Raw genomic sequence first — 23,573 nt, forward strand, 5'->3', positions numbered from 1 at the left:
ATGCCATCCCGCAACATGCAGCGGCATGTTGCGGGATGGCATGACCTGACCCCGGTTCGTTGGCCGGGCTGGCCTCAGGCGGCCAGCTTGGCGAACACGCGGCGCGCGGCGGCGATGGTCTCGTCGATCACGGCGTCGCTGTGCTGGGCCGACACGAAGCCCGCTTCGAACGCGGCCGGCGCGAAGTACACGCCTTCGTCCAGCATGGCGTGGAAGAATACGTTGAAGCGCTCGCGGTCGCCGGCCATCATCTCGGCGTAGTTGCGCGGCGGCGTGGCGCTGAAGTACATGCCGAACATGCCGCCGATGGCGTCGGCGCAGAACGTCACGCCGGCCTCGCGCGCGGCCGCCGTCAGGCCGTCGGCCAGGCGCTTGGCCGTCGCGCTCAGCTTGTCGTGGAAGCCCGGTTGCTGGATCAGCTTGAGCGTGGTCATGCCGGCCGCCACGGCCACCGGATTGCCCGACAGCGTGCCGGCCTGGTACACGGCGCCCAGCGGCGCCATCTTGCCCATCAGGGCCGCGCTGCCGCCGAAGGCCGCCACCGGCAGGCCGCCGCCGATCACCTTGCCCAGCGCCGTCAGGTCCGGCTTGATGCCGTACAGCTGCTGGGCGCCGCCCAGGGCCACGCGGAAGCCGCACATCACTTCGTCGAAGATCAGGATCGCGCCGTGCTTGGTGCACAGCGCGCGCATGGCCTGCAGGAAGGCGGGGTCTGCCTGGATCAGGTTCATGTTGCCGGCCACCGGCTCCACGATCACGCACGCGATCTGCTCGCCCATCTCCGCGAACGCGTTCTCGAGCTGTTCGACGTTGTTATAGTCGAGCACCAGCGTGTGCTTGACGAAGTCCTCCGGCACGCCGGCCGAGGTGGGGTTGCCGAACGTGAGCAGGCCGCTGCCGGCCTTCACCAGCAGCGAGTCGGCGTGGCCGTGGTAGCAGCCTTCGAACTTGACGATCTTGTCGCGGCCGGTGGCGCCGCGCGCCAGGCGCAGCGCGCTCATGGTGGCCTCCGTGCCCGACGACACCAGCCGCACCTGCTCGATCGACGGCACCAGCTTGCAGATCTCCTCGGCCATGTCGATCTCGGCCTCGGTCGGCGCGCCGAACGACAGGCCGCGCGCGGCCGCCTGCTGCACGGCCTGCACCACCTCCGGGTGGGCGTGGCCGACGATGGCCGGGCCCCACGAGCCGATGTAGTCGATGTAGCGCTTGTCGTCGGCGTCCCAGAAGTAGGGGCCTTCGGCGTGCGTGATGAAGCGCGGCGTGCCGCCCACCGAGCGGAACGCGCGCACCGGCGAGTTGACGCCGCCCGGTGTGGTTTTCTGGGCGCGGGCAAACAGCTTGTCGTTGTTCGAGATGGTCATGGTGTCAATCCAGGGTTGGGTTGGGGCCGGGCGCGCAGGGGGCCGCGCCCAGGCCGAAGAATCGGTTCGGTACCAGCTTGCCCATGCCGTAGCGCTGGGCGTGGGCGAGCGCGCCCTGCGTGTAGCGCTGCGCGGCGCGCACGGCGTGCGCGGCGTCGGCGCCGCGCGCCATGTGGGCCGCGATGGCGGCCGACAGCGTGCCGCCGGCGCCGAGGAAGGGGCCGGCCAGGTGCTGCCAGCTGTCGTGGCTGACGCGCCCGTCGGCGCCGTACAGGGTGTTGGCGTAGTGGCCGTCGGCCCGGCCCTCGGTGGCGGCGGTGCCCGTCACCAGCACGTATTCGCAGCCCAGGGCCAGCAGGTGTTCGATGTCGGCCGCCAGCGTGCCGTCCTCGCCGTCGCGCCAGGTCTCGGCCAGCCGGCCCAGCTCCACCTGCGACAGCATCAGCAGCGACGCCTGCGGCACCAGCAGCTGGCGCAGCACGGTCAGCAGCTCGTCCTGGGCCTCGTCGCCCTGGGCCGGCAGGCGGGAACTGAAGGGATCGAGGATCAGCGGCGCGTCCGGGTAGTCCGACAGGATCTCGGCGATGGCCGCCACCTGCTCCACGCTGGTCAGCGCGCCGACCTTGAAGCCGGCCATCGTCATGTCCTCCAGCAGCACGCGGGCCTGGTCGCAGACCCAGTCCGGGTCCACCTCCTGCACGTCCTCGATGCGGGCGCTGTCGCCGATCAGCAACGCCGTGGTGACGGGCAGGCCGGTGCACGAGAGCGCGGAAAAAGTGGCCAGGTCGGCCTGCACGCCCATGGCGCCAACCGGGTCGCAGGCGCCGAAGCTTAATATCAGGGGAGAAGTTTGGTTTTGCACGACGGGTGGATTAAGATACCTGATTCAGCATTTTACTAGATTGAAGGATGAGAGAACGTGAGTAGCAATGAAACAACGCAGGAGTTCCAGACCTGGATGTGCCTCATTTGCGGTTGGGTTTATGATGAGGCGGCCGGCTTGCCGGATGAGGGCATCGCGCCCGGCACACGCTGGGCCGACGTGCCCATGAACTGGACCTGCCCCGAATGCGGCGCCCGCAAGGATGATTTCGAGATGGTGGCGTTGTAGACGGCGCACTCTAATCGGCCGGCGGCGGCGCGGTGTGCCACGATCCCCCGCTCTGTGTTATCGTGTAGCAACTTTTCAGCGAACCGACTATGACGACGCCGCAAGCTACCGCATTGAAAATCATGGTGATCGACGACAGCAGCACGATACGCCGCTCCGCCGAGATCTTCCTGACCCAGGCCGGCTACCAGGTGGTGCTGGCCGAGGATGGCTTTGACGCGCTGGCCAAGATCAACGACCACCACCCGGCGCTGATCTTCTGCGACATCCTGATGCCGCGGCTGGACGGCTACCAGACCTGCGCGCTGATCAAGAAGAGCGCCAAATTCCACGCCACGCCGGTGCTCATGCTGTCGTCCAAGGACGGCCTGTTCGACCGCGCGCGCGGCGCCATGGTCGGCTCGGCCGCCTATCTGACCAAACCATTCACCAAGGACAGCCTGCTGAGCGCCGTGCGCGAGCACACCGGCGGCGCGCCGGCTGTCCCATCGAACACCTAGCAAGCAGCAGGGGGAAGCATGGCCATACAACGCATACTGATCGTCGACGACTCGCCCACCGAGCGTTACTACCTGACCGACATCCTGGTCAAGAACGGCTTTTCCGTCTCCACCGCCGACAACGGCGAGGAGGCGCTGGCCAGAATCAAGGCCGACAAGCCGCAGCTGATCCTGATGGACGTGGTGATGCCGGGCGCGAACGGCTTCCAGGTCACGCGCGCGATCGCGCGCGACCCCGAACTGAAGGACGTGCCGGTGATCATCTGCTCGAGCAAGAACCAGGAGACGGACCGCATCTGGGGCATGCGCCAGGGCGCCAAGGCCTATCTGGTCAAGCCGGTGGACGCGGCCGAACTGCTGGCCCAGATCGCGGCGCTGGGCTGACATGGCGCGCCCCGGCCAGGAACAGGAAAGCCAGGAAGGCGGCGCCGAGCGGCGCAGCCGGCTGCGCCAGTACCAGGTGCAGCTGCTCGAGCGCATGCAGGCGGCCAAGAGCGGCGCGGCCGCCGGCGGGCGCGAGCTGGGCGTGCTGCTGGGCGGCCAGCCCTGTTTGCTGGACCTGACCCAGGTCAGCGAGATCGCGCCGCTGCAGCCGGTCACGCCGGTGCCGCTGGCCCAGCCCTGGTACCTGGGCCTGGCCAGCATCCGCGGCGGCCTGACGGGCATCATCGACCTGGCCAGCTTCCGTGGCCAGGGGGCGGTGGCGGCCGGCGGCGACAGCCGCATGGTCACCTTCGCGCCGGCGCTGGGCTTCAACTGCGCGCTGCTGGTGGAGCGGGTGCTGGGCTTGCGCAAGCTGGCCGACATGACGCCGGCCGCGCCGCCCGATGGCGCGCCGCCCTGGTGCGGCCAGCAGTTCCAGGACGGCGAGGGCCAGCGCTGGACCCGCATCGACCTGGCCCTGCTGGTGCGCGATCCGCGCTTCCTGCAAGTCGGCTTGTAGCGGGCGCGCCGGCAACACCTCACTCATCATTGGCAGCACACTTCGGCAATCGGGAGACGGCGGTATGGCATTCAACATGGGTATCTTCGCGCGCAACAAGGCCGCAGGCAAGGAGCAGGCGCCCAACTCGGAGTTCGCCGACGCCGGCGATTCGCAGTTCCTCGGCGTGGGCGCGGCCGGCGCGGCCGGCGCACCGGCGCCCGAGGCCGACGCGGGCGCGCCGCTGCGCCTGCGCGACGCGCTGCGCCGCCGTGGCACGGGCACGGGCACGGGCGCCGGCGCCGACGCGGCGCCGGCCGACGCCGGCCGCGCGTTCAAGCTGCCGCTGATCGGCCACCTGCCGCCGCAGCGCCAGCTCAGCATCCTGACCACCACGCTGGCCGTCAGCCTGGCCGTCAGCGTGCTGTTCGTGGCGCTCAACACCATCAACAGCGCCAGCCGCTCGACCCGCACCCAGGTGGCCAGCGACGCGCTGATGCACTCGCAGCGCATCGGCAAGGCCGCGCCCAACGCCGTGCAGGGCAGCGCCGAGGCGTTCCGCCAGCTCGACCAGAGCCGCAATGAGCTGAACCGCGACTTCGCCCTGATGAACGATGGCGGCAGCTACCAGGGCCGCGACATCGGCGCCACCCGTTCCGGCCTGGCGCCGCTGGTGGCGGCCGCGCGCAAGCAATGGGCCGCGTCGGACAAGGCGGCCGGCACCATCCTGCAGATGAAGGCCGATCTGAGCGGCGTGGACCAGACCCTGCGCACCATCAATGCGATGGCGCCGGAACTGCTGGCCAAGGCCGAGGACATCTCCAGCTTCAAGGTGCAGCACGGCGGCAGCGCGAAGGAGCTGGCCGCCATCGGCAGGCTGGCCATGCTGAGCCAGCGCATGAGCCGTGGCGTGAGCGAGTTCATGACGGCCGGCGGCATCAGCTCGGAGACGGCGTTCCAGCTGGGGCGCGACAGCACGGTGTTCCGCAGCACGCTGGACGGCTTGTTGAACGGCAGCGCCGCGCTGGGCCTGCCGGCCGCGCGCGAAGCGGAGTTGCGCGACAAGGTGGCGGCCCTGCAAACCCAGTTCGACGCGTTCCAGAAGCTGGTCGGCGCCATCCTCGGCCGGCTCGACAAGTTCACGGCCGCCAAGAGCGCCGAACAGCTGATCTTCAACGACAACGAGGGGCTGCGCCAGCGCCTGGGCGCGCTGCAGCAGGCCTACCGCGAGGACCAGGACGCGCTCGACCTGACGTTCTGGCTGATGGTGGCCGGCGGCATGCTCACGCTGCTGTCGGCGGCGGCCATCGGCCGCGTGCTGCTGCAGGATTCCTACAACCGCACCCGCGGCGCCGACCGCCGGCGCCAGGAGGCCGAGGCCATGCGCCAGCAGGCCCAGCGCAAGGAGGAGGAGGCCAAGGCCATGAACGACCAGAACCAGGCCGCCATTTTGCGCCTGATGAACGAGCTGCAGGAGGTGGCCGACGGCGACCTGACGGTGCAGGCCACGGTGTCGGAGGACATCACGGGCGCCATCGCCGACTCGGTCAACTACACGGTCGAGGAGTTGCGCGGGCTGGTGGGACGCGTCACCACCACCGCCGAGCAGGTCACGCGCGCCTCGACCCACGCCCAGACCATCTCCAGCGACCTGCTGCTGGCATCGCAGCAGCAGTCGCGCGAGATCCAGGACGCCAGCGCCACCGTCGTCAAGATGGCGCACGAGATCACCGACGTGTCGCGCTCGGCCAGCGAATCGGCCGACGTGGCGCGCCAGTCGGTGGCGGCGGCCCGCCAGGGCTCGACGGCGGTGGAGAACGCCATCAAGGGCATGCACGAGATCCGCGAGCAGATCCAGGAGACCTCCAAGCGCATCAAGCGGCTGGGCGAGTCGTCGCAGGAGATCGGCGAGATCACGGAGCTGATCTCGGACATCACGGAACAGACCAACGTGCTGGCGCTGAACGCGGCCATCCAGGCCGCGTCGGCCGGCGAGGCCGGGCGCGGCTTCTCGGTGGTGGCCGAGGAGGTGCAGCGCCTCGCCGAACGCTCGGCCGAGGCGGCCAAGCAGATCGGCGCGCTGGTGCGCACCATCCAGACCGACACCCACGACGCCGTGGCGGCGATGGAGAAGTCGACCCAGGGCGTGGTGGAGGGCGCGCGCCTGTCCGACGCGGCCGGCGCCGCGCTGAACGACATCTCGCAGGTGTCGAACCGGCTGGCCGAACTGATCTCCGAGATCTCGCTGGCCACCGGCCAGCAGGCCACGTCGGCCACCGGCGTGGCGCAGAACATCCAGCACATCCTGGCCGTGACGGAGCAGACCCAGGACGGCACCCAGCAGACGGCGCAGTCGATCCACAAGCTGTCGGTGCTGGCGCAGGAACTGAAAAATTCGGTGTCGCGCTTCCGCATCGCGCATTGACGCGGGCGCGCCCCCTAGAAAAGGCCAAGGCTATATGAGCATGACTGATTTTCCGCACCCGGCGACGGCGCAACTGGACACCGGCCCCCTGTCCTGGGTCATGGTGGAAATCCGCGAGGCGCTGGCCCGTTCCCGCACCGCCCTGTTCGAGGCGGGCGGGCGCGAGGCGGAAGACCAGGCGATCCAGCTGCAGCACGCCAAGTCCCATCTGCACCAGGCGCACGGCGCGCTGCAGATGGTGGACGTGGACGGCGTGGCGCGCCTGACGGCGCTGGCCGAGGTGGTGCTGGAGCGCTTCAAGGACGGCAGCCTCAAATGCAGCACCGACCACGTGCAGGCGGTGGCGCGGCTGTACCAGGCGCTGGTCGAATACCTGGAGGAGCTGCTGGAAGGGGCGCCGTCGCAGCCGCTGCGGCTGTATCCGTACTACCGCGACCTGCTGCGCATGGTGGGCGCCGAGCGCGTGCACCCGGCCGACCTGTTCTTCCCCGATCTGTCGCACCAGCCGGCCATGCCGCTGGCGGCCAGCGTGCCGCCGGCCGACTATCCGGCCTGGCGCCAGCGCTACGAGAAATCGCTGCTGGCCTACATGAAAAGCGCCGACCCGGCGCTCCAGCGCGAGCACGCGGCCGTCCTGCGCGACACGGTGGCGCTGGTGGCCGACGCCCAGCACGATGCGCGGGCGCGCGCGTTCTGGCTGGCCATGCAGAGTTTCGCGGAACTGGTGGCCGACGGCCTGCTGGCCGGCGGCGTGCCCGTCAAGCAGTTGTTCGGCCTGATCAACCAGCAGATCCGCCGTCTGAGCCAGGGCGAGGCGGCGCAGCCGGAGGCCATGCTGCGCGACGCGCTGTTCTTCATCGCGGCCCAGGACGCGGCCAGCGCGCCGCCGCTGGCGCAGCGCCTGCGCCGCATCTTCATGCTCGACGGCCTGGTGCCGCCCGATTACGAGACCCCGCGCTATGGCCAGATCGACGCGGCCGCGCTGGAGCGGGCCAAGGCCGCCATGGCGCAGGCCAAGGGATGCTGGGACCGGCTGTCGAACGCGGACCTCGATCCGGCGCTGGACGCCGCGTTCGGCCGCGCGTTGACGCAGGCGGCCGACGAGAGCGCGGCCCTGAACCTGCCCGCGTTGGGCGTGCTGCTGCGCCAGCTGGCCGACGTGGCCGCGCGGGCCGTGACGGCCGGGCGCAGCGAGGAACTGGCGCTGGAGATGACGACGGCGCTGCTGTTCGCGGAACACGGCCTGCAGCAGATCCGCCACCTGACCGGCGACTTCGCGGCGCACGCCGACACCATCGCCGCGCGCCTGCAGGCGCTGGTGTCGGGCCAGGTGCCGCCGGCGCCGGCCCAATGGCAGGGCGGCCTGGCGCGCCAGATGCAGCAGGACGACACGGTGGTGGCGCTGGCGATGGAAATGAAGACCGGCCTGCGTCAGGTGGAGAAGGTGCTCGACGACTACTACCTCGACCCGGCCCGGCGGCCCGCGCTCAGGGAGCTGGTGGGCGTGATGCACCAGCTGCATGGCGCGCTGTCCATCCTCGACCAGGACCACGCGATGGAGGCGGCCGGCCACGTGCAGCAAGCGATCGCCGCGCTGGCAGACGGCAGCGGCGATCCGGCCCTGGAGCCGAAGGCGCTCGACGACATCGCGCAGAACGTGGGTGCGCTCGGCTTCTTCGTCGACATGCTGGCGCAGAACCCGGCCAGCGCGCGCGAACGCTTCACCTTCGACGCCGAGCATGGCACCTTCCGCGCCGTCCCGTTCCGCAAGATGGCGGCGGCCGAATCGATCCCCGTGCTCGACGAGGAGATGCCGCCGCCGGCGCCGCCGCCGTTGCCGGTGGCCGAGGCGCCGCCGCCGAGCGAGGCCGCCGTGGAGGCGGAGCTGCTGGAGATCTTCATCGCCGAGGCGCAGGAGGTGCTGCAGTTCGTCGGCACCACGCTGGCGCTGCCGCGCGCGGAGGCGGGCACGCTGGACAACCTGACCATGCTGCGGCGCTGCTTCCACACGCTCAAGGGCAGCGGCCGCATGGTGGGCTTGAACCGCTTCGCCGACGCCGCGCACAGCATCGAAAAAGTGATGAATGTGTGGCTGGCCGAGTTGCGGCCGGCCTCCGAACCGTTGTTTGAACTGCTGGAGCGGGCCGCGCGCGAACTGGGCGCATGGGTCGACCAGCTGGCCGGCGGCGCCATGCCGGCCGGCGGCGGCGAAGCGCTGATCGCGGCCGCCGACCGTTTGCGCGAGGGTGGCGAGTCCGAGCCGGAGCCGCGGCCGCAGCCGCCGACGGCCAACGCCGAGCAAGCGGCAGCCAAAGCGGACGACACGATGGAGGCGCTGGAGTTCGCGTCCGTGGCGGAAGCGGCCGGCCTGGTCGAGCAGATTGAAGCGGCGGAACTGGCCGACGACACGGCGGCGCAGGAGCAGGCGGCCGCCAGCCTGGCGCCGGACGCGCACGCGGAACAGGCGCGCGAGGAAGCGGCGGCGGAAGCGGCTGCGGCGCAGGCGGCCGACGCGGCCGCAGCAGCGGCCATCGAGGCGGCCGCCATGGCCGAGGCGGAGGCGAACCAAGCGGCCGAGGCGGCGAAAGCGGCGGCACAGGAGGCGGCGCGGAAGGAGGCGCAGAGCGGCGCGCAGAAGGATGCGCTGGCGGGCAGCGAGGCCGGCGCCGCGCCGCGCCGTCCGTCCGTGTCGGGCAACGTGATCGAGTTCCCCACCGTGGCCGCGCCGCTGGTGCCGCCGGACGACAACATGAAGCACATCGGCGGGGTCGATATCCCGCTGCCGCTGTACAACATCTACCTGGCCGAGACGGACGAACTGGTGCGCCTGCTGGCGCGCGATTTCGGCGAGTGGCGCCACGAGCCACGCCGGCCCGTCTCGCCCGACGCGCTGCACGCGGCGCACACGCTGACCGGCACCTCGGGCACGGTGGGCTTTGCCGTGCTGCGCGAACTGGCCCATGCGCTGGAAATGACGCTGCAATCGCTGCAGCCGCCGGCGGCCCACCTGGATCCGGCGCAGCACGATCTGCTGGACTTCACGATCGAACGCATCCGCCAGATGCTGCAAAGCTTCGCGCAGGGCGACATGCCGTCCGCGCAGCCGGAACTGATCGCCGCGCTGCATGACTTGCGCGAGGTGCTGGCCGCCACGCCGCCCGCCGCCAGCGACGCGATCGAGGCCCGCCTCGACACGCTGCTGGCCGAGACGCTGGACAACATCGCCGTCACGGCGCCGTCCAGGGGCGGTGGCGCGGCGCAGCCGGCCGAGCCGCCCCACGCGGCGCCGCTGGACCAGTTGTTCCGCGACGCCTACGATGGCCTGAGCGGCACCATTCCCGAGGCGGCCGAGCCGCCGCCGCCCAAGCGCAAGAAATACGAGGCGCAGGCCGACGACATCGACGACCTGTTCAACGCGGCCTTCGACGACACGTTCGCCGAGCCGCCGCTGACGCAGATGGCGCCGCCCGGGCTGGGCGAACCGGAACCTGAACCCGCGCAAGCCGCGACCGCTGCGCCGCGCGTGGACGAGGACGCGATGGCGCTGGCGCCGGAAGCGCTGGCCGGTGTCGCGGCCGAGGCGGAGGCGGCGGAGATGGCGTTGGAAGCCGAGGCCGAGGCGCAAGTGGAATTGCTGTCGCCCGCGCCGCCCGACGCGCCGGCGCACGAACCTGCCCCCGAATCTGCGCCCGAATCTGCTCCAGAGCCTGCGCCGCAGGCTGCGCCGGAATCCGCACAGGAAGCCGCGCCAGCGCAGCACGCCGGGCCGGCGGCCCCTGAAGCTGAAGTGGAAGCGGAACCGGAACTGCAAGCGGACGTGATCGCGCTGGCGCCGGCTGAACCGGAATTGCTGGCCACCGCGCCGGCCGTGTTCCACGACGAGCTGGACCCCGACCTGCTGCCCGTGTTCCTGGAGGAGGGCGCCGATCTGCTGCCGCAGGTGGGCCAGTCGCTGCGCGCCTGGCAGCATGCGCCGGCCGACACCAGCCACGCCAAGAACCTGCTGCGCGTGCTGCACACGGTCAAGGGCAGCGCGCGCATGGCCGGCGCCATGCGCCTGGGCCAGCACGCGCACGAGATCGAAACCCACATCGAGAACATGGTGCACGCCGGGTCGGCCTCGCCCCACGCGTTCGAGGAATTGCTGGCCCACTACGACCACGCCTTGCTGCTGTTCGAGCAATTGCAGAATCCGGCCGCGTGGCAGGAAGCGGCGGCCGTTGCGGCGGCGCCGGCGCAGCCCGAGGCCGTGGCCGAAGCGGTTGCCGCGCCGGGCGTATCGCCGGCGGCGCCGGTCCCCGCATCCGCCGCGCCGCTGGCGCCGGCCTTGCCCAGCGCGCCCGCCACCGCCGCCGACGAGGAAGCGCAGGCCGCCAAGTCGCCGCTGGTGCGGGTGCGGGCCGACATCCTGGACCGGCTGGTCAACCAGGCCGGCGAAGTGTCGATCTCGCGCTCCAAGCTGGAGAACGAGATCGGCACCCTGCGTTCCTCGCTGTTCGATTTTTCGGAAAACCTCACCCGCCTGCGGCGCCAGTTGCGCGAGGTGGAGATGCAGGCCGAATCGCAGATCGCCTCGCGCATGTCGATCTCCAGCGAGCGCGAATTCGATCCGCTGGAATTCGACCGCTTCACGCGCCTGCAGGAGCTGACGCGCATGATGGCCGAAAGCGTCAACGACGTGGCCTCGTTCCACGACACCCTGACCCGCAGCGTGGACAACGCCAGCGACGATCTGGGCCAGCAGGCACGCCAGACGCGCGACCTGCAGCGCGACCTGATGCGGGTGCGCATGGTGCCGTTCGCCAGCATCTCCGAGCGGCTGTTCCGGGTGGCGCGCCAGAGCGCCAAGGAAGTGGACAAGCGCGTCAACCTCGACATCCGGGGCGGCACCGTGGAAATCGACCGCAGCGTGCTGGAACGCATGGCCGCGCCGTTCGAACACCTGCTGCGCAACGCCATCGCGCACGGCATCGAGCCGCGCGCCGCGCGCGCGGACGCCGGCAAGAGCGAGACCGGCGAACTGCTGGTGCAGGTGACGCAGGAAGGCAATGAGGTGGTGATCGCGTTCTCGGACGATGGCGCCGGGCTGGACCTGGCGCGCATCCGCGCCAAGGCGCGCAGCAACGGCCTGCTGGGTGAGGACGAGGACGTGAGCGACGCCCAGGCCATGGAGCTGATCTTCGAACCGGGCTTCTCCACGGCCGACGGGCTGACCGAACTGGCCGGGCGCGGCGTGGGCATGGATATCGTGCGGTCGGAGGCCCAGGCGCTGGGCGGCCGGGTCGACACGGAGAGTGAGCTCGGCAAGGGCGCCCGCTTCACCATCCGTCTGCCGCTGACGCTGGCCGTGACCCAGGTGGTGCTGCTGGGCGCGGGCGGGCGCACCTACGCCATGCCGTCCATCCTCGTCGAGCAGGTGCTGCAGATGAAGGAGGGGCCGCTGGCCGAAGCCTACCGCCACGGCCACGTGACGATGCTGGGCCAGCAGGCCGCGCTGCACTATCTGCCTGAATTGCTGGGCGAAGCGGCGGCCCGTCCGGCCGTGCCGCGCTCCAGTCCCGTGATGCTGCTCAAGAACGGCAACGAGCGGCTGGCGGTGCAGGTCGATGAGGTGCTGGGCAACCGCGAGGTGGTGATCAAGAACATCGGACCGCAGCTGTCGCGCATGGCCGGCATCGCCGGCGCCACCGTGCTCGGTTCAGGCGAGATCGTGTTGATCCTGAACCCGGTGGCGATGGCGCAGCATCTGGCGCACCAGCCGCAGGCGCGCGCGCGCCACGCGGCGCCGGCCGTGGGCGCGGCCGTCGCGGCGGCGCGCGACAAGGTCATCATGGTGGTGGACGATTCGATGACGGTGCGCCGCGTGACCCAGCGCCTGCTGGAGCGCGAGGGCTACCACGTGATGCTGGCCAAGGATGGCGTGGACGCGCTGGAACAGTTGCAGGGCCAGGTGCCTGACCTGATGCTGGTCGATATCGAGATGCCGCGCATGGACGGCTTCGACCTCACGCGCAACGTGCGCGGCGACGAGCGCACGCGCGCCGTCCCCATCATCATGATCACCTCGCGCAGCGCCGACAAGCACCGCAACTATGCCTTGCAGCTGGGCGTGAACGCTTACTTCGGCAAGCCGTTCCAGGAGCCGGTGCTGCTGGACGCCATCGCAGGCCTGCTGCAAGGCTGATCCTCGCGTCGCGCAGTGGCGGCGGTGGTGGAATGGGCGACGTTCAAAACCAGGGTCAGACCCGGGGGGCGGCTCCTTTTTCTCCGGCAGGCGCTTTCACCACGCTGTAGCGCGCCAGCGTGCGTTCGCGCGCCGCGTCGTGGCGCACCAGCGGCGCCGGGTAGTCGCGCCCGAGCGTGATGCCTTTCTGCGCCAGCAGCATGGCCGGCACCAGCCACGGCGCGTGGATCTCCTTGTCGTCGAGCCCATCCAGTTGCGGCAGGTAGCGCCGGATGAAACGCCCGGCCGGATCGAACTTCTCCGACTGCGTGATGGGATTGAAGATGCGGAAGTAAGGCTGCGCGTCGCAGCCGGACGAGGAGGCCCATTGCCAGCCGCCGCTGTTCGATGCCAGGTCGAAGTCGTTCAGGTGCAGCGCGAAGTAGGCCTCGCCGCGGCGCCAGTCTATGCCCAGGTCCTTGATCAGGAAGCAGGCCGTCACCATGCGCAGGCGGTTGTGCATGTAGCCGGTCTGGTTCAGCTGCGCCATGGCCGCGTCCACCAGCGGATAGCCGGTGCGGCCGGCGCACCAGGCCGCGAACGCGGCGTCCGCGTCCGGCCCCGTTTCCCATGCGATGGCGTCATAGGCCGGCTTGAACGCGCGCGTCGTCACGTGCGGGTGGTGGAACAGGATCATGGCGTAGAACTCGCGCCAGACCAGCTCCGCCAGCCACACGGCCGCGCCCTCGCCACCGGCGCCGCGCGCCATCAGCTCCCACACCGTGCGCACCAGCTGGCGGATCGACAACGTGCCGAAGCGCAGGTGCAGCGACAGGTACGACGGCCCCTTGACGGCCGGGAAGTCGCGCGCCGCGCCGTAGTTGGCCAGCCGTGGCAGGAAGTCGTCGAACAGCCGCGCCGCGCCCGTCATGCCGGTGGGAATGGCCAGCGCGGCCAGGTTGCTGGGCGTGAAACCGAGTTGCGCCAGCGTGGGCAGGCGGGACCCGCCCGGCGCCAGCCGCGCCGCCAGTTCGTCGACGGGGTAGGGCGCCAGCGCGCCCGGTTCCTCGCGCAGCCGCTTGAGCCACGCGTTCTTGTACGGCGTGTAGACGGAGAACGGGCTGCCCGCCTGCGACAGCACCTCGTCGCGCTCGAAAATCACCTGGTCCTTGTGACTGTGCAGGCGGCGGCCGGCGCCGGCCAGCGCGGCGGCCACGGTGGCGTCGCGGGCGATGGCCTGCGGCTCGTAATCATGGTTGCAATAGACGTCGGTGGCGTTCAGCTGCGCCGCCAGTTGCGGAATCGCCACGGCCGGGTCGCCATACAGCGCCGTCAGGTGGCCGCCCAGCCGCTCCAGGTCGGCCGCCAGTTCGGCCACGCTGGCGTGGATGAAATCGACGCGGCGGTCGCTGCGGGGCAGGTTGTCGAGGATGCTGCGGTCGTAGATAAAAACACAATAAACCCGGTCATGGGCGCGCAGCGCGTGGTGCAGGGCGGCGTGGTCGAAGCTGCGCAGATCGCGGCGGAACCAGACCAGGGCGGCAGGGGAGTGCGGGGGCGTGCCGGGGCGTGGGGCGGCTGTCAAAATTCGTGTCCACCATCAAGTTCGTGTACGGGGAAAGTGGCCGGGCATGGCCGCGGCGGCAATTCAGTGTAAACTATCGCTATCTGAGACTAAGCAGGCAAATCCGCTATCCGTGCGAATCTTACAGCAAAAAATACAGCAAAACACCGCGTTGAATGATCAGCAAGCAGCCCAGCAGAGAGAGCACCGCGTATGAAGAAGAGCAAAATTGGCAAGACTCTGGCTTTGCCCGGCATGATGCAAGAATCGACCGATGCGCTGGCCCAGGCCGGCGCCAGCGCCGCACTGAACCTGGCGAATCATTTCCTAATAGCAATGCCGGCCATGGAGGACCCCGTGTTCGGCGGCACCGTCGTCTATGTGTGCGAGCACAACGAGAACGGCGTGCTGGGCGTGGTCATCAACAAGCCCACCGACATGACGATGCAGGTGCTGTTCGAGCGCATCGACCTCAAGCTGGAGGACAGCCCCGGCGCCCACACCGATGAACCGATCATGTTCGGCGGCCCGGTGCAGGACGACCGCGGCTTCGTGCTGCACACGCCGGGCGCGCGCTACTCGTCGTCGCTGACGGTGACCGACGAGGTGGCCTTCACCACCTCGATCGACGTGCTGGAGGCGGTGGCGGCCGGCACCGGGCCGCAGCGCATGCTGGTGTCGATCGGCTACGCGGGCTGGAGCCCCGGCCAGCTGGAGGAGGAGATCAGCCGCAACGGCTGGCTGACCGTGGGCGCCGACGCCCACATCCTGTTCGACCTGCCCATCGAGGAACGCTACACGGCGGCCATGAAGCTGCTCGGCATCGACCCGCTGATGCTGACCTCCGAGGCCGGCCATGCGTGACCTGCGCCGCTCCACCGTCGCCATGGCGGGGCCGGTGCTGTGAGCGCGGTCACCGTCCTCGCTTTCGACTTCGGCATCAAACGTATCGGCGTGGCCATGGGCAACACCATGATTTGCCAGGCCCAGCCTTTAAAAGTGATCAGCGCGCTCGACAACACGGCCCGCTTCGCCGCCATCGGCGCGCTGATCGCGGAATGGACGCCGGCGCGTCTGGTGGTGGGGCTGCCCCGCCATCCGGACGGCGCCGAACATGAGATGACGGCCCGCTGCCGCCGCTTCGCCAACCAGCTGCACGGGCGCTTCGACCTGCCCGTGGAGCTGGTCGACGAGCGCTATTCGTCGGCCGTGATCGCCGCCAAACGCGGCGAGGTGATCGACGACCGCGCCGCCGCCATCATCCTGCAACAATATTTCGACGCTCTCTGACCACCATGCCTACCACCTCCAACTCCCCGCAGCTCGATGCGGAAGCGCTGTACGCCAGGTTGCTGCAGCAAGTGAAAACCGGCCTGGCCGGCGCCACCGATCCGGCCATCGTCGGCATCTACTCGGGCGGCGCCTGGCTGGCCGAACGGCTGGCCGCCGACCTCGGCCTGTCGGCCCGCCTCGGCTTCGTCGACGTCTCGTTCTACCGCGACGACTACGCCAAGAAGGGCCTGCACGTGGGCGTCAAATCGACCCGCATCCCGTTCGACGTGGACGGCGCCACCATCCTGCTGGTGGACGACGTGCTGTACACGGGCCGCACCACGCGCGCGGCCATCAATGAACTGTTCGACTACGGCCGCCCGGCGCGCGTCATGCTGGCCGCGCTGGCCGACCGCGGCGGGCGCCAGCTGCCCGTGGCGGCCGACTTCGTGGCCACCACCGTGGCGCTGGCACCGCAGCAGGCGCTGGTGCTGCAGCGCGCCGCCGACGGACAATTTACGCTAACCATAGATGACGACCATGCTTAATCCGCAACTGAATAAACACGGCGAACTCCAGCACCTGCTGACGATCGAGGGCCTGCCCAAGTCCATCGTCAACCACATCCTGGACACCGCCTCCTCCTTCGTCGGCATCTCCGACCGCGACGTCAAGAAGGTGCCGCTGATGCGCGGCAAATCCGTTTTCAACCTGTTCTTTGAAAACTCCACGCGCACCCGCACCACGTTCGAGATCGCCTCCAAGCGCCTGTCGGCCGACGTGATCAACCTGAACATCCAGGCCTCCTCGACCAGCAAGGGCGAGTCCTTGCTCGACACCATCGACAACCTGTCGGCCATGCACGCCGACATGTTCGTGGTGCGCCACGCGCAGTCGGGCGCGCCCTACCTGATCGCCAAGCACCTGATCGACACGCGCCAGCCGCACGTGCACGTGGTGAACGCCGGCGACGGCCGCCACGCGCACCCGACCCAGGGCCTGCTCGACATGTACACCATCCGCCACTACAAGCAGGACTTCACCAACCTGACGGTGGCCATCGTGGGCGACATCCTGCACAGCCGCGTGGCCCGCTCCGACATCCACGCGCTGACCACGCTGGGCGTGCCGGAAGTGCGCGCCATCGGCCCGCACACGCTGCTGCCGGGCGGCCTGGAGCAGATGGGCGTGCGCACCTTCACCAACATGGAGGAGGGCTTGAAGGGCGTGGACGTGATCATCATGCTGCGCCTGCAGAACGAGCGCATGAGCGGCGCGCTGCTGCCGTCGGCCCAGGAATACTTCAAGAGCTACGGCCTGACGCCGGAGCGGCTGGCGCTGGCCAAGCCGGACGCCATCGTCATGCACCCGGGCCCGATGAACCGCGGGGTCGAGATCGACTCGGCCGTGGCCGACGGCCCGCAGGCCGTGATTCTGCCGCAGGTGACCTTCGGCATCGCCGTGCGGATGGCAGTGATGAGCATTTTGGCAGGAACGCAAGCATGAAATTACATATCAAGAACGGCCACCTGATCGACCCGGCCAACGGCATCGACGCCATCAACGACCTGTACATCGCCGCCGGCAAGGTGGTGGCGGTGGGCAAAGCGCCGGACGGCTTCGTGGCCGAGCGCACCATCGACGCCACCGGCCTGGTGGTGGCGCCCGGCCTGGTGGACCTGTCGGCCCGCCTGCGCGAGCCCGGCTACGAATACAAGGCCACGCTGGAATCGGAACTGCAGGCGGCCATGCAGGGCGGCGTCACCAGCCTGGTGTGCCCGCCCGACACCGACCCCGTGCTCGACGAGCCGGGTCTGGTGGAGATGCTCAAGCACCGCGCCAAGTCCCTGAACCAGGCCCACGTGCACCCGCTGGGCGCGCTGACGGTGGGCCTGAAGGGCGAGGCGTTGACCGAGATGGCCGAGCTGACGGAGTCCGGCTGCATCGGCTTCGCCCAGGCCGAGGAACCTATCCTCGACACCAACGTGCTGCTGCGCGCGCTGCAGTACGCCAACACCTTCGGCTACACCGTGTGGCTGCGCCCGCAGGACGCCCACATCGGCCGCGGCGGCATCGCCGCCAGCGGCCCGCTGGCCTCGCGCCTGGGCCTGTCGGGCGTGCCCGTGATGGCCGAGACCATCGCGCTGCACACGATCTTCGAACTGATGCGCGCCAGCGGCGCGCGCGTGCACCTGTGCCGGCTGTCGTCGGCCGCCGGCCTGGAGCTGGTGCGCGCCGCCAAGCGCGAAGGCTTGCCCGTCACCTGCGACGTGGGCGTGCACCACGTGCACCTGACGGACGCCGACATCGGCTTCTTCGATCCGAACGCGCGCGTCACGCCGCCGTTCCGCAGCCAGCGCGACCGCGACGCGATCCGCGCCGCCCTGCTCGACGGCACCATCGACGCGCTGTGCTCGGACCACACGCCGGTCGACGACGATGAAAAATTGCTGCCGTTCGGCGAAGCCTCGCCCGGCGCCACCGGCCTGGAACTGCTGCTGTCGCTGGCCCTCAAGTGGGCCGACGACTACGCGGCCGGCCAGCCCGACGGCGGCGTGCGGCCGCTGGTGCGGGCCGTGGCCAAGGTGACGGCCGACGCGGCCCGCGTGGCCGGTCTGGACTGCGGCACGCTGGGCGTGGGCAGCACGGCCGACCTGTGCCTGTTCGACCCGACGGCGCGCTGGACCGTGAACGCCAACGCCCTGGCCAGCCAGGGCAAGCACACGCCCTTCCTCGGCTACGAGCTGGCCGGCCAGGTGCAGGCGACCATCGTGGCCGGCCACGTGGCCTACCAGCGCGCGCCAGCCCGCTGACCGGATAAAACCGGGGTCAGGTCATGCGGTCATGCAACTTGCATGAATTCATGACCTGACCCCGGTTTTTGCAATTTCTTTTGATGATGCGGTGATATTTGAACATTCTGCTTGTGTTCCGCCTGGTGCGGGTGGTGCTTCATCTGCTGGCGGGCATGGCCACGTGCGCGCTGGTGTTTCCGTGGATAGGCGGCGCGGCCCGCAACGGCCATATCCGGCGCTGGTCGCGCCAGTTGCTGGCCATGTGCAATGTGACGGTGGAACTGGCGGCCGATGGCGCGCCCGTGCTGGCGCAGGCGATGGTGGTGGCCAACCATGTGTCGTGGCTCGACATCTTCGTCATCAACGCGCTCTATCCGTGCCGCTTCGTGGCCAAGGCCGAGATCCGCGCGTGGCCGCTGGCCGGCTGGCTGGCGCACCAGGCCGGCACCGTGTTCATCGCGCGCGGCAACCGGCGCGATCTGCGCCATATCTTCAAGGGGCTGGTGCACAATCTGCAGGCCGGTGAACGGGTCGCCTTCTTCCCCGAGGGCACCACGGCGGCCCAGGGCACGCTGCTGCCGTTCCACGCCAACCTGTTCGAGGCGGCCATCGACGCCAAGGTGGACGTGCAGCCGTTCGCGCTGTCCTATGGCGACGGGCGCGGCGCGACCCACCCCGCCGTCGATTTCGTGGGCGAGATGAGTTTTGTGGACAGCATGATCGCCATCCTCAAAGGGCCGCGCGTGCATGCGCGCGTGCATCCGTTGCCGGCGCTGGCCAGCGTGGGCGCCCACCGGCGCGAGCTGGCCGAGGCGGCCCACCGGGCCGTGGCCGCCGCCCTGGGCGTATCGACTACGCCGGCGGCGGGAGCAACCGGGGTCAGTGCCGACATTCATACACAGGCGCAGCCGTAGGCATACACATGCATGGATGGGGGCGTGTACGATTGTCGGCACTGCCCCCGGTAAGCGGGGCCGGTCCCCGGTGGCGTGCTGAACCTTACTTCTTGCCGCCGTGCTGCTGGTAGCACGGGCAGTCCTCTTGCAGCAGGGTGTGGTCGTCCAGGCAGATGGCCGTCAGCTGGCCGCCCCACACGCAGCCGCTGTCGAGGCCTATCAGGTGCGGCCGCCGCAGCAGGCCGAGCGCCGACCAGTGGCCGAACACGACCGTGTGGTCGGCGCTGCGCCGGCCCGGCACCTCGAACCACGGCATCAGGCCCGAGGCCGGATCGGCCGTGCCGCTTTCCTTCAGTGTGAAATCCATCACGCCGTCGGCCGTGCAGAAGCGCAGCCGCGTCATGGCGTTGATCACGCAGCGCAGGCGGTCGGCGCCGCGCAGGCCGTCGTCCCAGCGGTCGGGCTGGTTGCCGTACATCCGGGCCAGGAAGGCCGGCAGGTCGGGGCCGCGCAGCATGGCGGCCACCTCGTCGGCCAGTTCCAGCGCCTGGCGCGCGCTCCACTGCGGCAGCAGGCCGGCGTGCACCAGCAGGTGGCCCTCGGCCTGCAACATCAGCGGCCGCCGGCGCAGCCAGGCGATCAGCTCGTCGCGGTCGGACGCCTCCAGGATGGGGCGCAGCGTGTCGCTGCCGTGCTCGGGGCGGATGCCGTGGGCCACGGCCAGCAGGTGCAGGTCGTGGTTGCCCAGCACGCTGTTGACGCGGCCGTCGCTCGCTTCGCACAGCGCCTTCACGTGGCGCAGCGTGGCCAGCGAGTCGGGACCGCGGTTGATCAGGTCGCCCGCGAACAGGATGGCGGGCGATTCGGCCGCGTCCGCTTCGCGGCCGGCGATGCGGTCGAGCAGGGCCACGGTCTGTTCGTGGCAGCCTTGTAAATCGCCGATGACATAGGTTTTCATGGTGGTGTTTGGCTTATCGTTGTCGTACGGGGTCAACTATGCTGTGTTCTCGCGGCGGGCCTGTAAATTTTGCCCGGAGACCCACGAGTTTCACATAAAATCATGCTCATGACTAATGTGGTGCTCAGCACAGGATGAATCCCGATGATATTTGTGACAGGTGGCGCCGGCTTCATCGGCTCGAACTTCGTACTGGACTGGCTTGCGCAATCGGATGAGCCCGTCCTCAATTATGACAAGCTGACCTACGCGGGCAACCTCAACAACCTGGCCTCGCTCAAGCAGGACGGCCGCCACGTGTTCGTGCGCGGCGACATCTGCGACCAGGCCCAGGTGGAGGCGCTGCTGCAACAGCACCGGCCGCGCGCCATCGTGCACTTCGCGGCCGAATCGCATGTGGACCGTTCCATCCACGGCCCCGGCGCCTTCATCCAGACCAACATCAACGGCACCTTCAGCCTGCTCGAAGCGGCCCGCGCCTACTGGGGCGGCCTGGAGGGCGAGGAGAAGGCGGCGTTCCGCTTCCTGCACGTGTCGACCGACGAGGTGTACGGCACGCTGGGACCGGACGACGCGCCGTTCAGCGAGACCACGGCCTACGCGCCCAACAGCCCGTATTCCGCGTCCAAGGCCGCCTCCGACCATCTGGTGCGCTCCTACCACCACACCTATGGCCTGCCGACGCTGACCACCAATTGCTCCAACAATTACGGCCCCTACCATTTCCCGGAAAAGCTGATCCCGCTGATCATCGCCAACGCCCAGGCCGGCAAGCCGCTGCCCATCTACGGCGACGGCCTGCAGGTGCGCGACTGGCTGTATGTGAGCGACCACTGCGCCGCCATCCGCCGCGTGCTGGACGCCGGCCGCCTGGGCGAGACCTACAACGTGGGCGGCTGGAACGAGATGACCAACCTGGACGTGGTGCACACGCTGTGCGACATGCTCGACCGACTCAAGCCGCGCGCGGACGGCGCCAGCTACCGGGCCCAGATCACCTACGTCAAGGACCGTCCCGGCCACGACCGCCGCTACGCGATCGACGCGCGCAAACTGGAGCGGGAACTGGGCTGGAAGCCGGCCGAGACCTTCCAGAGCGGCATCGCCAAGACCGTGCAGTGGTACCTCGACCATCAGGACTGGGTGGCCGACGTGCAGTCCGGCAGCTATGCGAGCTGGGTGGAAACCAATTACTTCAACCGCGAAGGCGCCCAATGAGCGATCCGATCCAAAACCGTAAAGGCATCATCCTGGCCGGCGGCTCCGGCACCCGGCTCTATCCGGTCACGATGAGCGTGTCGAAGCAACTGCTGCCCATCTACGACAAGCCGATGATCTACCATCCGCTGACCACGCTGATGCTGGCCGGCATGCGCGACATCCTCATCATCTCCACGCCGCAGGACACGCCGCGCTTCCAGGACCTGCTGGGCGACGGCAGCCAGTGGGGCATCCGCCTGCAGTACGCGGTGCAGCCGTCGCCGGACGGGCTGGCGCAGGCGTTCATCATCGGCAAGGAGTTCGTCGGCGACTCGCCGTCGGCCCTGATCCTGGGCGACAACATCTACTACGGCAACGACCTGGACGCGCTGCTGCGCCACGCCGCCAGCCGCGACGAGGGCGCCACCGTGTTCGCCTACCACGTGACCGACCCCGAACGCTATGGCGTGGTCGAGTTCGATGGCCAGCGGCGCGCCGTCAGCATCGAGGAGAAGCCGCTCCAGCCCAAGTCCAACTACGCCGTCACCGGCCTGTATTTCTACGACCGCCAGGTGTGCGACATCGCGGCCAGGATCAAGCCGTCGGCGCGCGGCGAACTGGAGATCACGGACGTCAACCGGGCCTACCTGGAAGCGGGCCAGCTCGACGTCGAGGTGATGGGGCGCGGCATGGCCTGGCTCGACACCGGCACCCATGAATCGTTGCTCGACGCGTCGCAGTTCATCGCCACCATCGAACGCCGCCAGGGCTTGAAGGTGGCGTGCCCGGAGGAGATCGCCTACCGCAAGGGCTATATCGACGCGGACCAGTTGCGCCGCCTGGCCGAACCGCTGAAGAAGAACCAGTACGGCCAGTACCTGCTGCAGATCCTCGAAGACAAGGTCGTGCCACGATGAACGTCGTTACCACTCCGCTCGAAGGCTTGCTGGTGCTGGAGCCGCGCGTGTTCGGCGACGATCGCGGTTTTTTCTTTGAAAGCTTCAACGCGCGCCGCTTCGCCGAGCTGACCGGCGTGACGGCCCCGTTCGTGCAGGACAACCATTCGCGTTCGGCCCGCAACGTGCTGCGCGGCCTGCACTACCAGATCCAGCAGGCGCAGGGCAAGCTGGTGCGGGTGACGGCCGGCGCCGTGTTCGACGTTGCCGTGGACTTGCGCAAGAGCTCGCCCACCTTCGGCCAGTGGTACGGCACCGAGCTGTCGGCCGAGAACAAGCGCCAGATGTGGATCCCGGCCGGCTTCGCGCATGGCTTCGTGGTCACCAGCGAGGCCGCCGAATTCCTCTACAAGACCACCGACTACTGGGCGCCCGAGCACGAGCGCGCCATCCTGTGGAACGATCCGGCCGTCGGCATCGTGTGGCCGCTGGACGGCGAACCGCTGCTGTCGGGCAAGGACCAGGCCGGCAAGCTGCTGGCCGACGCGGAAGTCTATCCATGAAGATCCTGCTGACGGGAAGCACGGGCCAGGTCGGCTACGAGCTCGAGCGCAGCCTGCAGGGCATCGGCGAGGTGGTGGCGGTCGACCGCGGCCGCATGGATCTGGCCGACCTGGACCAGGTGCGTAGCGTGATCCGCGCCGTGCGGCCCGGCCTGATCGTCAACCCGGCCGCCTACACGGCCGTCGACAAGGCCGAGAGCGAGCCGCAACTGGCCTACCGCGTCAACGCCGAGGCGCCCGGTTTGATGGCCGAGGAAGCGAAGCTGCTGGGCGCGGCCATGGTCCACTATTCGACCGATTACGTGTTCGACGGCAGCGATCCGCTGCCGCGCGTGGAGGGCGACGCCACCGGCCCGCTTAACGTGTACGGCGCCAGCAAGCTGGCCGGCGAGCAAGCCATCGCGGCGGCCGGCATCCCCCATCTGATCTTCCGCACCAGCTGGGTGTACGGCATGCGCGGCAAGAACTTCCTGCTGACCATGTTGCGCCTGGGACGCGAGCGCGACGAGTTGCGGGTGGTGAACGACCAGCACGGCGCGCCCACGTGGAGCCGCACCATCGCCGACACGACGGCGCTGGTGCTGGCCCAGGCCGGCGCGCCCGACAGCGCGTGGTGGCAACAGCACGGCGGCATCCACCACCTGAGCAGCCAGGGTCAGACCACCTGGTACGACTTCACCCGCGCCATCCTGGAGACGGCCGGCATCGATTGCCGCGTGCTGCCGATCTCCAGCGCCGAATATCCGGTGCCGGCGCGCCGCCCGACCCATTCCGTCCTCTCGTCCGCGCGCCTGATGGCGCATTGCCGCCTGCCGCAATGGCAGGAGGCGTTGCGGCTGTGCCTGCAACAATGACGGCCATGTAGCCAGATGTAAGCGGCGGCCCCCTGCCGGCCGCCGCTTGCTAGAATTCCGGGCGTCGCAGGTAATCCGGTACAATCGTCG

20 protein-coding genes are annotated in these 23,573 nt (G+C 69.3%); 16 read left to right on the forward strand and 4 right to left on the reverse strand.

Annotation, left to right across the window (positions count from 1 at the left end; genetic code table 11):
• Positions 1-74: 74 nt before the first annotated feature.
• Both hemL and thiD read right to left on the reverse strand, forming a co-directional pair.
• Positions 75-1,364: a glutamate-1-semialdehyde 2,1-aminomutase gene (gene hemL / locus AC1RQG_RS03890; protein ID WP_493128502.1), complete on the reverse strand. Its 1,290-nt coding sequence runs from the start codon at positions 1,362-1,364 to the stop codon at positions 75-77.
• Between the two features lie 4 nt (positions 1,365-1,368).
• Entirely contained in the window at positions 1,369-2,226 is an 858-nt protein-coding gene (thiD, locus tag AC1RQG_RS03895; protein ID WP_493128504.1) for a bifunctional hydroxymethylpyrimidine kinase/phosphomethylpyrimidine kinase, read from the reverse strand.
• Between the two features lie 96 nt (positions 2,227-2,322).
• On the opposite strand from thiD, the gene AC1RQG_RS03900 reads away from it, so the two are divergent.
• From AC1RQG_RS03900 to AC1RQG_RS03925, 6 genes are all read left to right on the forward strand, one after another.
• Positions 2,323-2,475 (forward strand): rubredoxin, encoded by a 153-nt coding sequence (locus AC1RQG_RS03900; protein WP_128143240.1) that lies wholly within the window; start codon positions 2,323-2,325, stop codon positions 2,473-2,475.
• 89 nt (positions 2,476-2,564) lie between these two features.
• Positions 2,565-2,975 (forward strand): response regulator, encoded by a 411-nt coding sequence (locus AC1RQG_RS03905; protein ID WP_493128506.1) that lies wholly within the window; start codon positions 2,565-2,567, stop codon positions 2,973-2,975.
• Positions 2,976-2,993: 18 nt separating this feature from the next.
• Positions 2,994-3,359 (forward strand): response regulator transcription factor, encoded by a 366-nt coding sequence (locus AC1RQG_RS03910; RefSeq protein ID WP_493128508.1) that lies wholly within the window; start codon positions 2,994-2,996, stop codon positions 3,357-3,359.
• Position 3,360: 1 nt separating this feature from the next.
• A complete protein-coding gene (locus AC1RQG_RS03915) occupies positions 3,361-3,918 on the forward strand; it encodes a chemotaxis protein CheW (protein WP_493128510.1) in 558 nt (185 codons plus the stop codon).
• Between the two features lie 64 nt (positions 3,919-3,982).
• Complete coding sequence (locus tag AC1RQG_RS03920) at positions 3,983-6,322, forward strand: methyl-accepting chemotaxis protein (protein WP_493128512.1); 2,340 nt, start codon at positions 3,983-3,985, stop codon at positions 6,320-6,322.
• Positions 6,323-6,356: 34 nt separating this feature from the next.
• Positions 6,357-12,506: a hybrid sensor histidine kinase/response regulator gene (locus AC1RQG_RS03925; RefSeq protein WP_493128514.1), complete on the forward strand. Its 6,150-nt coding sequence runs from the start codon at positions 6,357-6,359 to the stop codon at positions 12,504-12,506.
• 55 nt (positions 12,507-12,561) lie between these two features.
• Here AC1RQG_RS03925 and AC1RQG_RS03930 read toward each other — a convergent pair whose 3' ends face one another.
• Positions 12,562-14,070: a cryptochrome/photolyase family protein gene (locus tag AC1RQG_RS03930; protein ID WP_493128516.1), complete on the reverse strand. Its 1,509-nt coding sequence runs from the start codon at positions 14,068-14,070 to the stop codon at positions 12,562-12,564.
• Between the two features lie 192 nt (positions 14,071-14,262).
• Here AC1RQG_RS03930 and AC1RQG_RS03935 point away from each other — a divergent pair, with 192 nt between their 5' ends.
• From AC1RQG_RS03935 to AC1RQG_RS03960, 6 genes are all read left to right on the forward strand, one after another.
• Positions 14,263-14,913, forward strand: coding sequence for a YqgE/AlgH family protein (locus AC1RQG_RS03935; protein ID WP_493128518.1), 651 nt, complete (start codon positions 14,263-14,265; stop codon positions 14,911-14,913).
• A gap of 96 nt (positions 14,914-15,009) precedes the next feature.
• A complete protein-coding gene (ruvX, locus tag AC1RQG_RS03940) occupies positions 15,010-15,339 on the forward strand; it encodes a Holliday junction resolvase RuvX (protein ID WP_493129272.1) in 330 nt (109 codons plus the stop codon).
• A 5-nt stretch (positions 15,340-15,344) separates the two neighbouring features.
• Positions 15,345-15,869, forward strand: coding sequence for a bifunctional pyr operon transcriptional regulator/uracil phosphoribosyltransferase PyrR (gene pyrR, locus AC1RQG_RS03945; protein ID WP_493128520.1), 525 nt, complete (start codon positions 15,345-15,347; stop codon positions 15,867-15,869).
• Positions 15,862-16,827: an aspartate carbamoyltransferase catalytic subunit gene (locus AC1RQG_RS03950; protein WP_493129273.1), complete on the forward strand. Its 966-nt coding sequence runs from the start codon at positions 15,862-15,864 to the stop codon at positions 16,825-16,827. Before pyrR ends, AC1RQG_RS03950 begins: the two co-directional genes overlap by 8 nt.
• The gene (locus AC1RQG_RS03955) at positions 16,824-18,134 is read left to right on the forward strand and encodes a dihydroorotase (protein ID WP_493128522.1); all 1,311 of its coding nucleotides are present in this window, start codon (positions 16,824-16,826) and stop codon (positions 18,132-18,134) included. Before AC1RQG_RS03950 ends, AC1RQG_RS03955 begins: the two co-directional genes overlap by 4 nt.
• 107 nt (positions 18,135-18,241) lie before the next feature.
• Positions 18,242-19,030 carry a lysophospholipid acyltransferase family protein gene (locus tag AC1RQG_RS03960; RefSeq protein WP_493129275.1) on the forward strand — a complete coding sequence of 263 codons (789 nt, stop codon included), beginning with the start codon at positions 18,242-18,244 and terminating at the stop codon, positions 19,028-19,030.
• An 85-nt stretch (positions 19,031-19,115) separates the two neighbouring features.
• Here AC1RQG_RS03960 and AC1RQG_RS03965 read toward each other — a convergent pair whose 3' ends face one another.
• A complete protein-coding gene (locus tag AC1RQG_RS03965; RefSeq protein WP_493128524.1) occupies positions 19,116-19,970 on the reverse strand; it encodes a symmetrical bis(5'-nucleosyl)-tetraphosphatase in 855 nt (284 codons plus the stop codon).
• A 144-nt stretch (positions 19,971-20,114) separates the two neighbouring features.
• Between AC1RQG_RS03965 and rfbB the strand changes: the two genes are divergently transcribed.
• The 4 genes from rfbB to rfbD are packed head-to-tail and all read left to right on the forward strand — an operon-like array spanning position 20,115 to position 23,483.
• Positions 20,115-21,188 carry a dTDP-glucose 4,6-dehydratase gene (gene rfbB, locus AC1RQG_RS03970; protein ID WP_493128526.1) on the forward strand — a complete coding sequence of 358 codons (1,074 nt, stop codon included), beginning with the start codon at positions 20,115-20,117 and terminating at the stop codon, positions 21,186-21,188.
• The gene (rfbA, locus tag AC1RQG_RS03975; RefSeq protein WP_493128528.1) at positions 21,185-22,087 is read left to right on the forward strand and encodes a glucose-1-phosphate thymidylyltransferase RfbA; all 903 of its coding nucleotides are present in this window, start codon (positions 21,185-21,187) and stop codon (positions 22,085-22,087) included. The genes rfbB and rfbA overlap by 4 nt, the downstream gene beginning before the upstream one ends.
• The gene (rfbC, locus tag AC1RQG_RS03980; RefSeq protein WP_493128530.1) at positions 22,084-22,629 is read left to right on the forward strand and encodes a dTDP-4-dehydrorhamnose 3,5-epimerase; all 546 of its coding nucleotides are present in this window, start codon (positions 22,084-22,086) and stop codon (positions 22,627-22,629) included. Before rfbA ends, rfbC begins: the two co-directional genes overlap by 4 nt.
• Positions 22,626-23,483, forward strand: a complete 858-nt coding sequence (gene rfbD / locus AC1RQG_RS03985) for a dTDP-4-dehydrorhamnose reductase (protein ID WP_493128532.1) — start codon at positions 22,626-22,628, stop codon at positions 23,481-23,483. The genes rfbC and rfbD overlap by 4 nt, the downstream gene beginning before the upstream one ends.
• Positions 23,484-23,573: the final 90 nt, after the last annotated feature.

Source organism: Rugamonas sp. GW822-FHT03B10 (genome assembly GCF_058801745.1).

Coding starts and splice junctions, on each gene's coding strand:
- hemL (WP_493128502.1), bottom strand. CDS start 1,364: ATGACCATCTCGAACAACGACAAGCTGTTTGCCCGCGCCCAGAAAACC.
- AC1RQG_RS03900 (WP_128143240.1), top strand. CDS start 2,323: ATGTGCCTCATTTGCGGTTGGGTTTATGATGAGGCGGCCGGCTTGCCG.
- AC1RQG_RS03905 (WP_493128506.1), top strand. CDS start 2,565: ATGACGACGCCGCAAGCTACCGCATTGAAAATCATGGTGATCGACGAC.
- AC1RQG_RS03910 (WP_493128508.1), top strand. CDS start 2,994: ATGGCCATACAACGCATACTGATCGTCGACGACTCGCCCACCGAGCGT.
- AC1RQG_RS03915 (WP_493128510.1), top strand. CDS start 3,361: ATGGCGCGCCCCGGCCAGGAACAGGAAAGCCAGGAAGGCGGCGCCGAG.
- AC1RQG_RS03920 (WP_493128512.1), top strand. CDS start 3,983: ATGGCATTCAACATGGGTATCTTCGCGCGCAACAAGGCCGCAGGCAAG.
- AC1RQG_RS03925 (WP_493128514.1), top strand. CDS start 6,357: ATGAGCATGACTGATTTTCCGCACCCGGCGACGGCGCAACTGGACACC.
- AC1RQG_RS03935 (WP_493128518.1), top strand. CDS start 14,263: ATGAAGAAGAGCAAAATTGGCAAGACTCTGGCTTTGCCCGGCATGATG.
- ruvX (WP_493129272.1), top strand. CDS start 15,010: ATGGGCAACACCATGATTTGCCAGGCCCAGCCTTTAAAAGTGATCAGC.
- pyrR (WP_493128520.1), top strand. CDS start 15,345: ATGCCTACCACCTCCAACTCCCCGCAGCTCGATGCGGAAGCGCTGTAC.
- AC1RQG_RS03950 (WP_493129273.1), top strand. CDS start 15,862: ATGCTTAATCCGCAACTGAATAAACACGGCGAACTCCAGCACCTGCTG.
- AC1RQG_RS03955 (WP_493128522.1), top strand. CDS start 16,824: ATGAAATTACATATCAAGAACGGCCACCTGATCGACCCGGCCAACGGC.
- AC1RQG_RS03965 (WP_493128524.1), bottom strand. CDS start 19,970: ATGAAAACCTATGTCATCGGCGATTTACAAGGCTGCCACGAACAGACC.
- rfbB (WP_493128526.1), top strand. CDS start 20,115: ATGATATTTGTGACAGGTGGCGCCGGCTTCATCGGCTCGAACTTCGTA.
- rfbA (WP_493128528.1), top strand. CDS start 21,185: ATGAGCGATCCGATCCAAAACCGTAAAGGCATCATCCTGGCCGGCGGC.
- rfbC (WP_493128530.1), top strand. CDS start 22,084: ATGAACGTCGTTACCACTCCGCTCGAAGGCTTGCTGGTGCTGGAGCCG.
- rfbD (WP_493128532.1), top strand. CDS start 22,626: ATGAAGATCCTGCTGACGGGAAGCACGGGCCAGGTCGGCTACGAGCTC.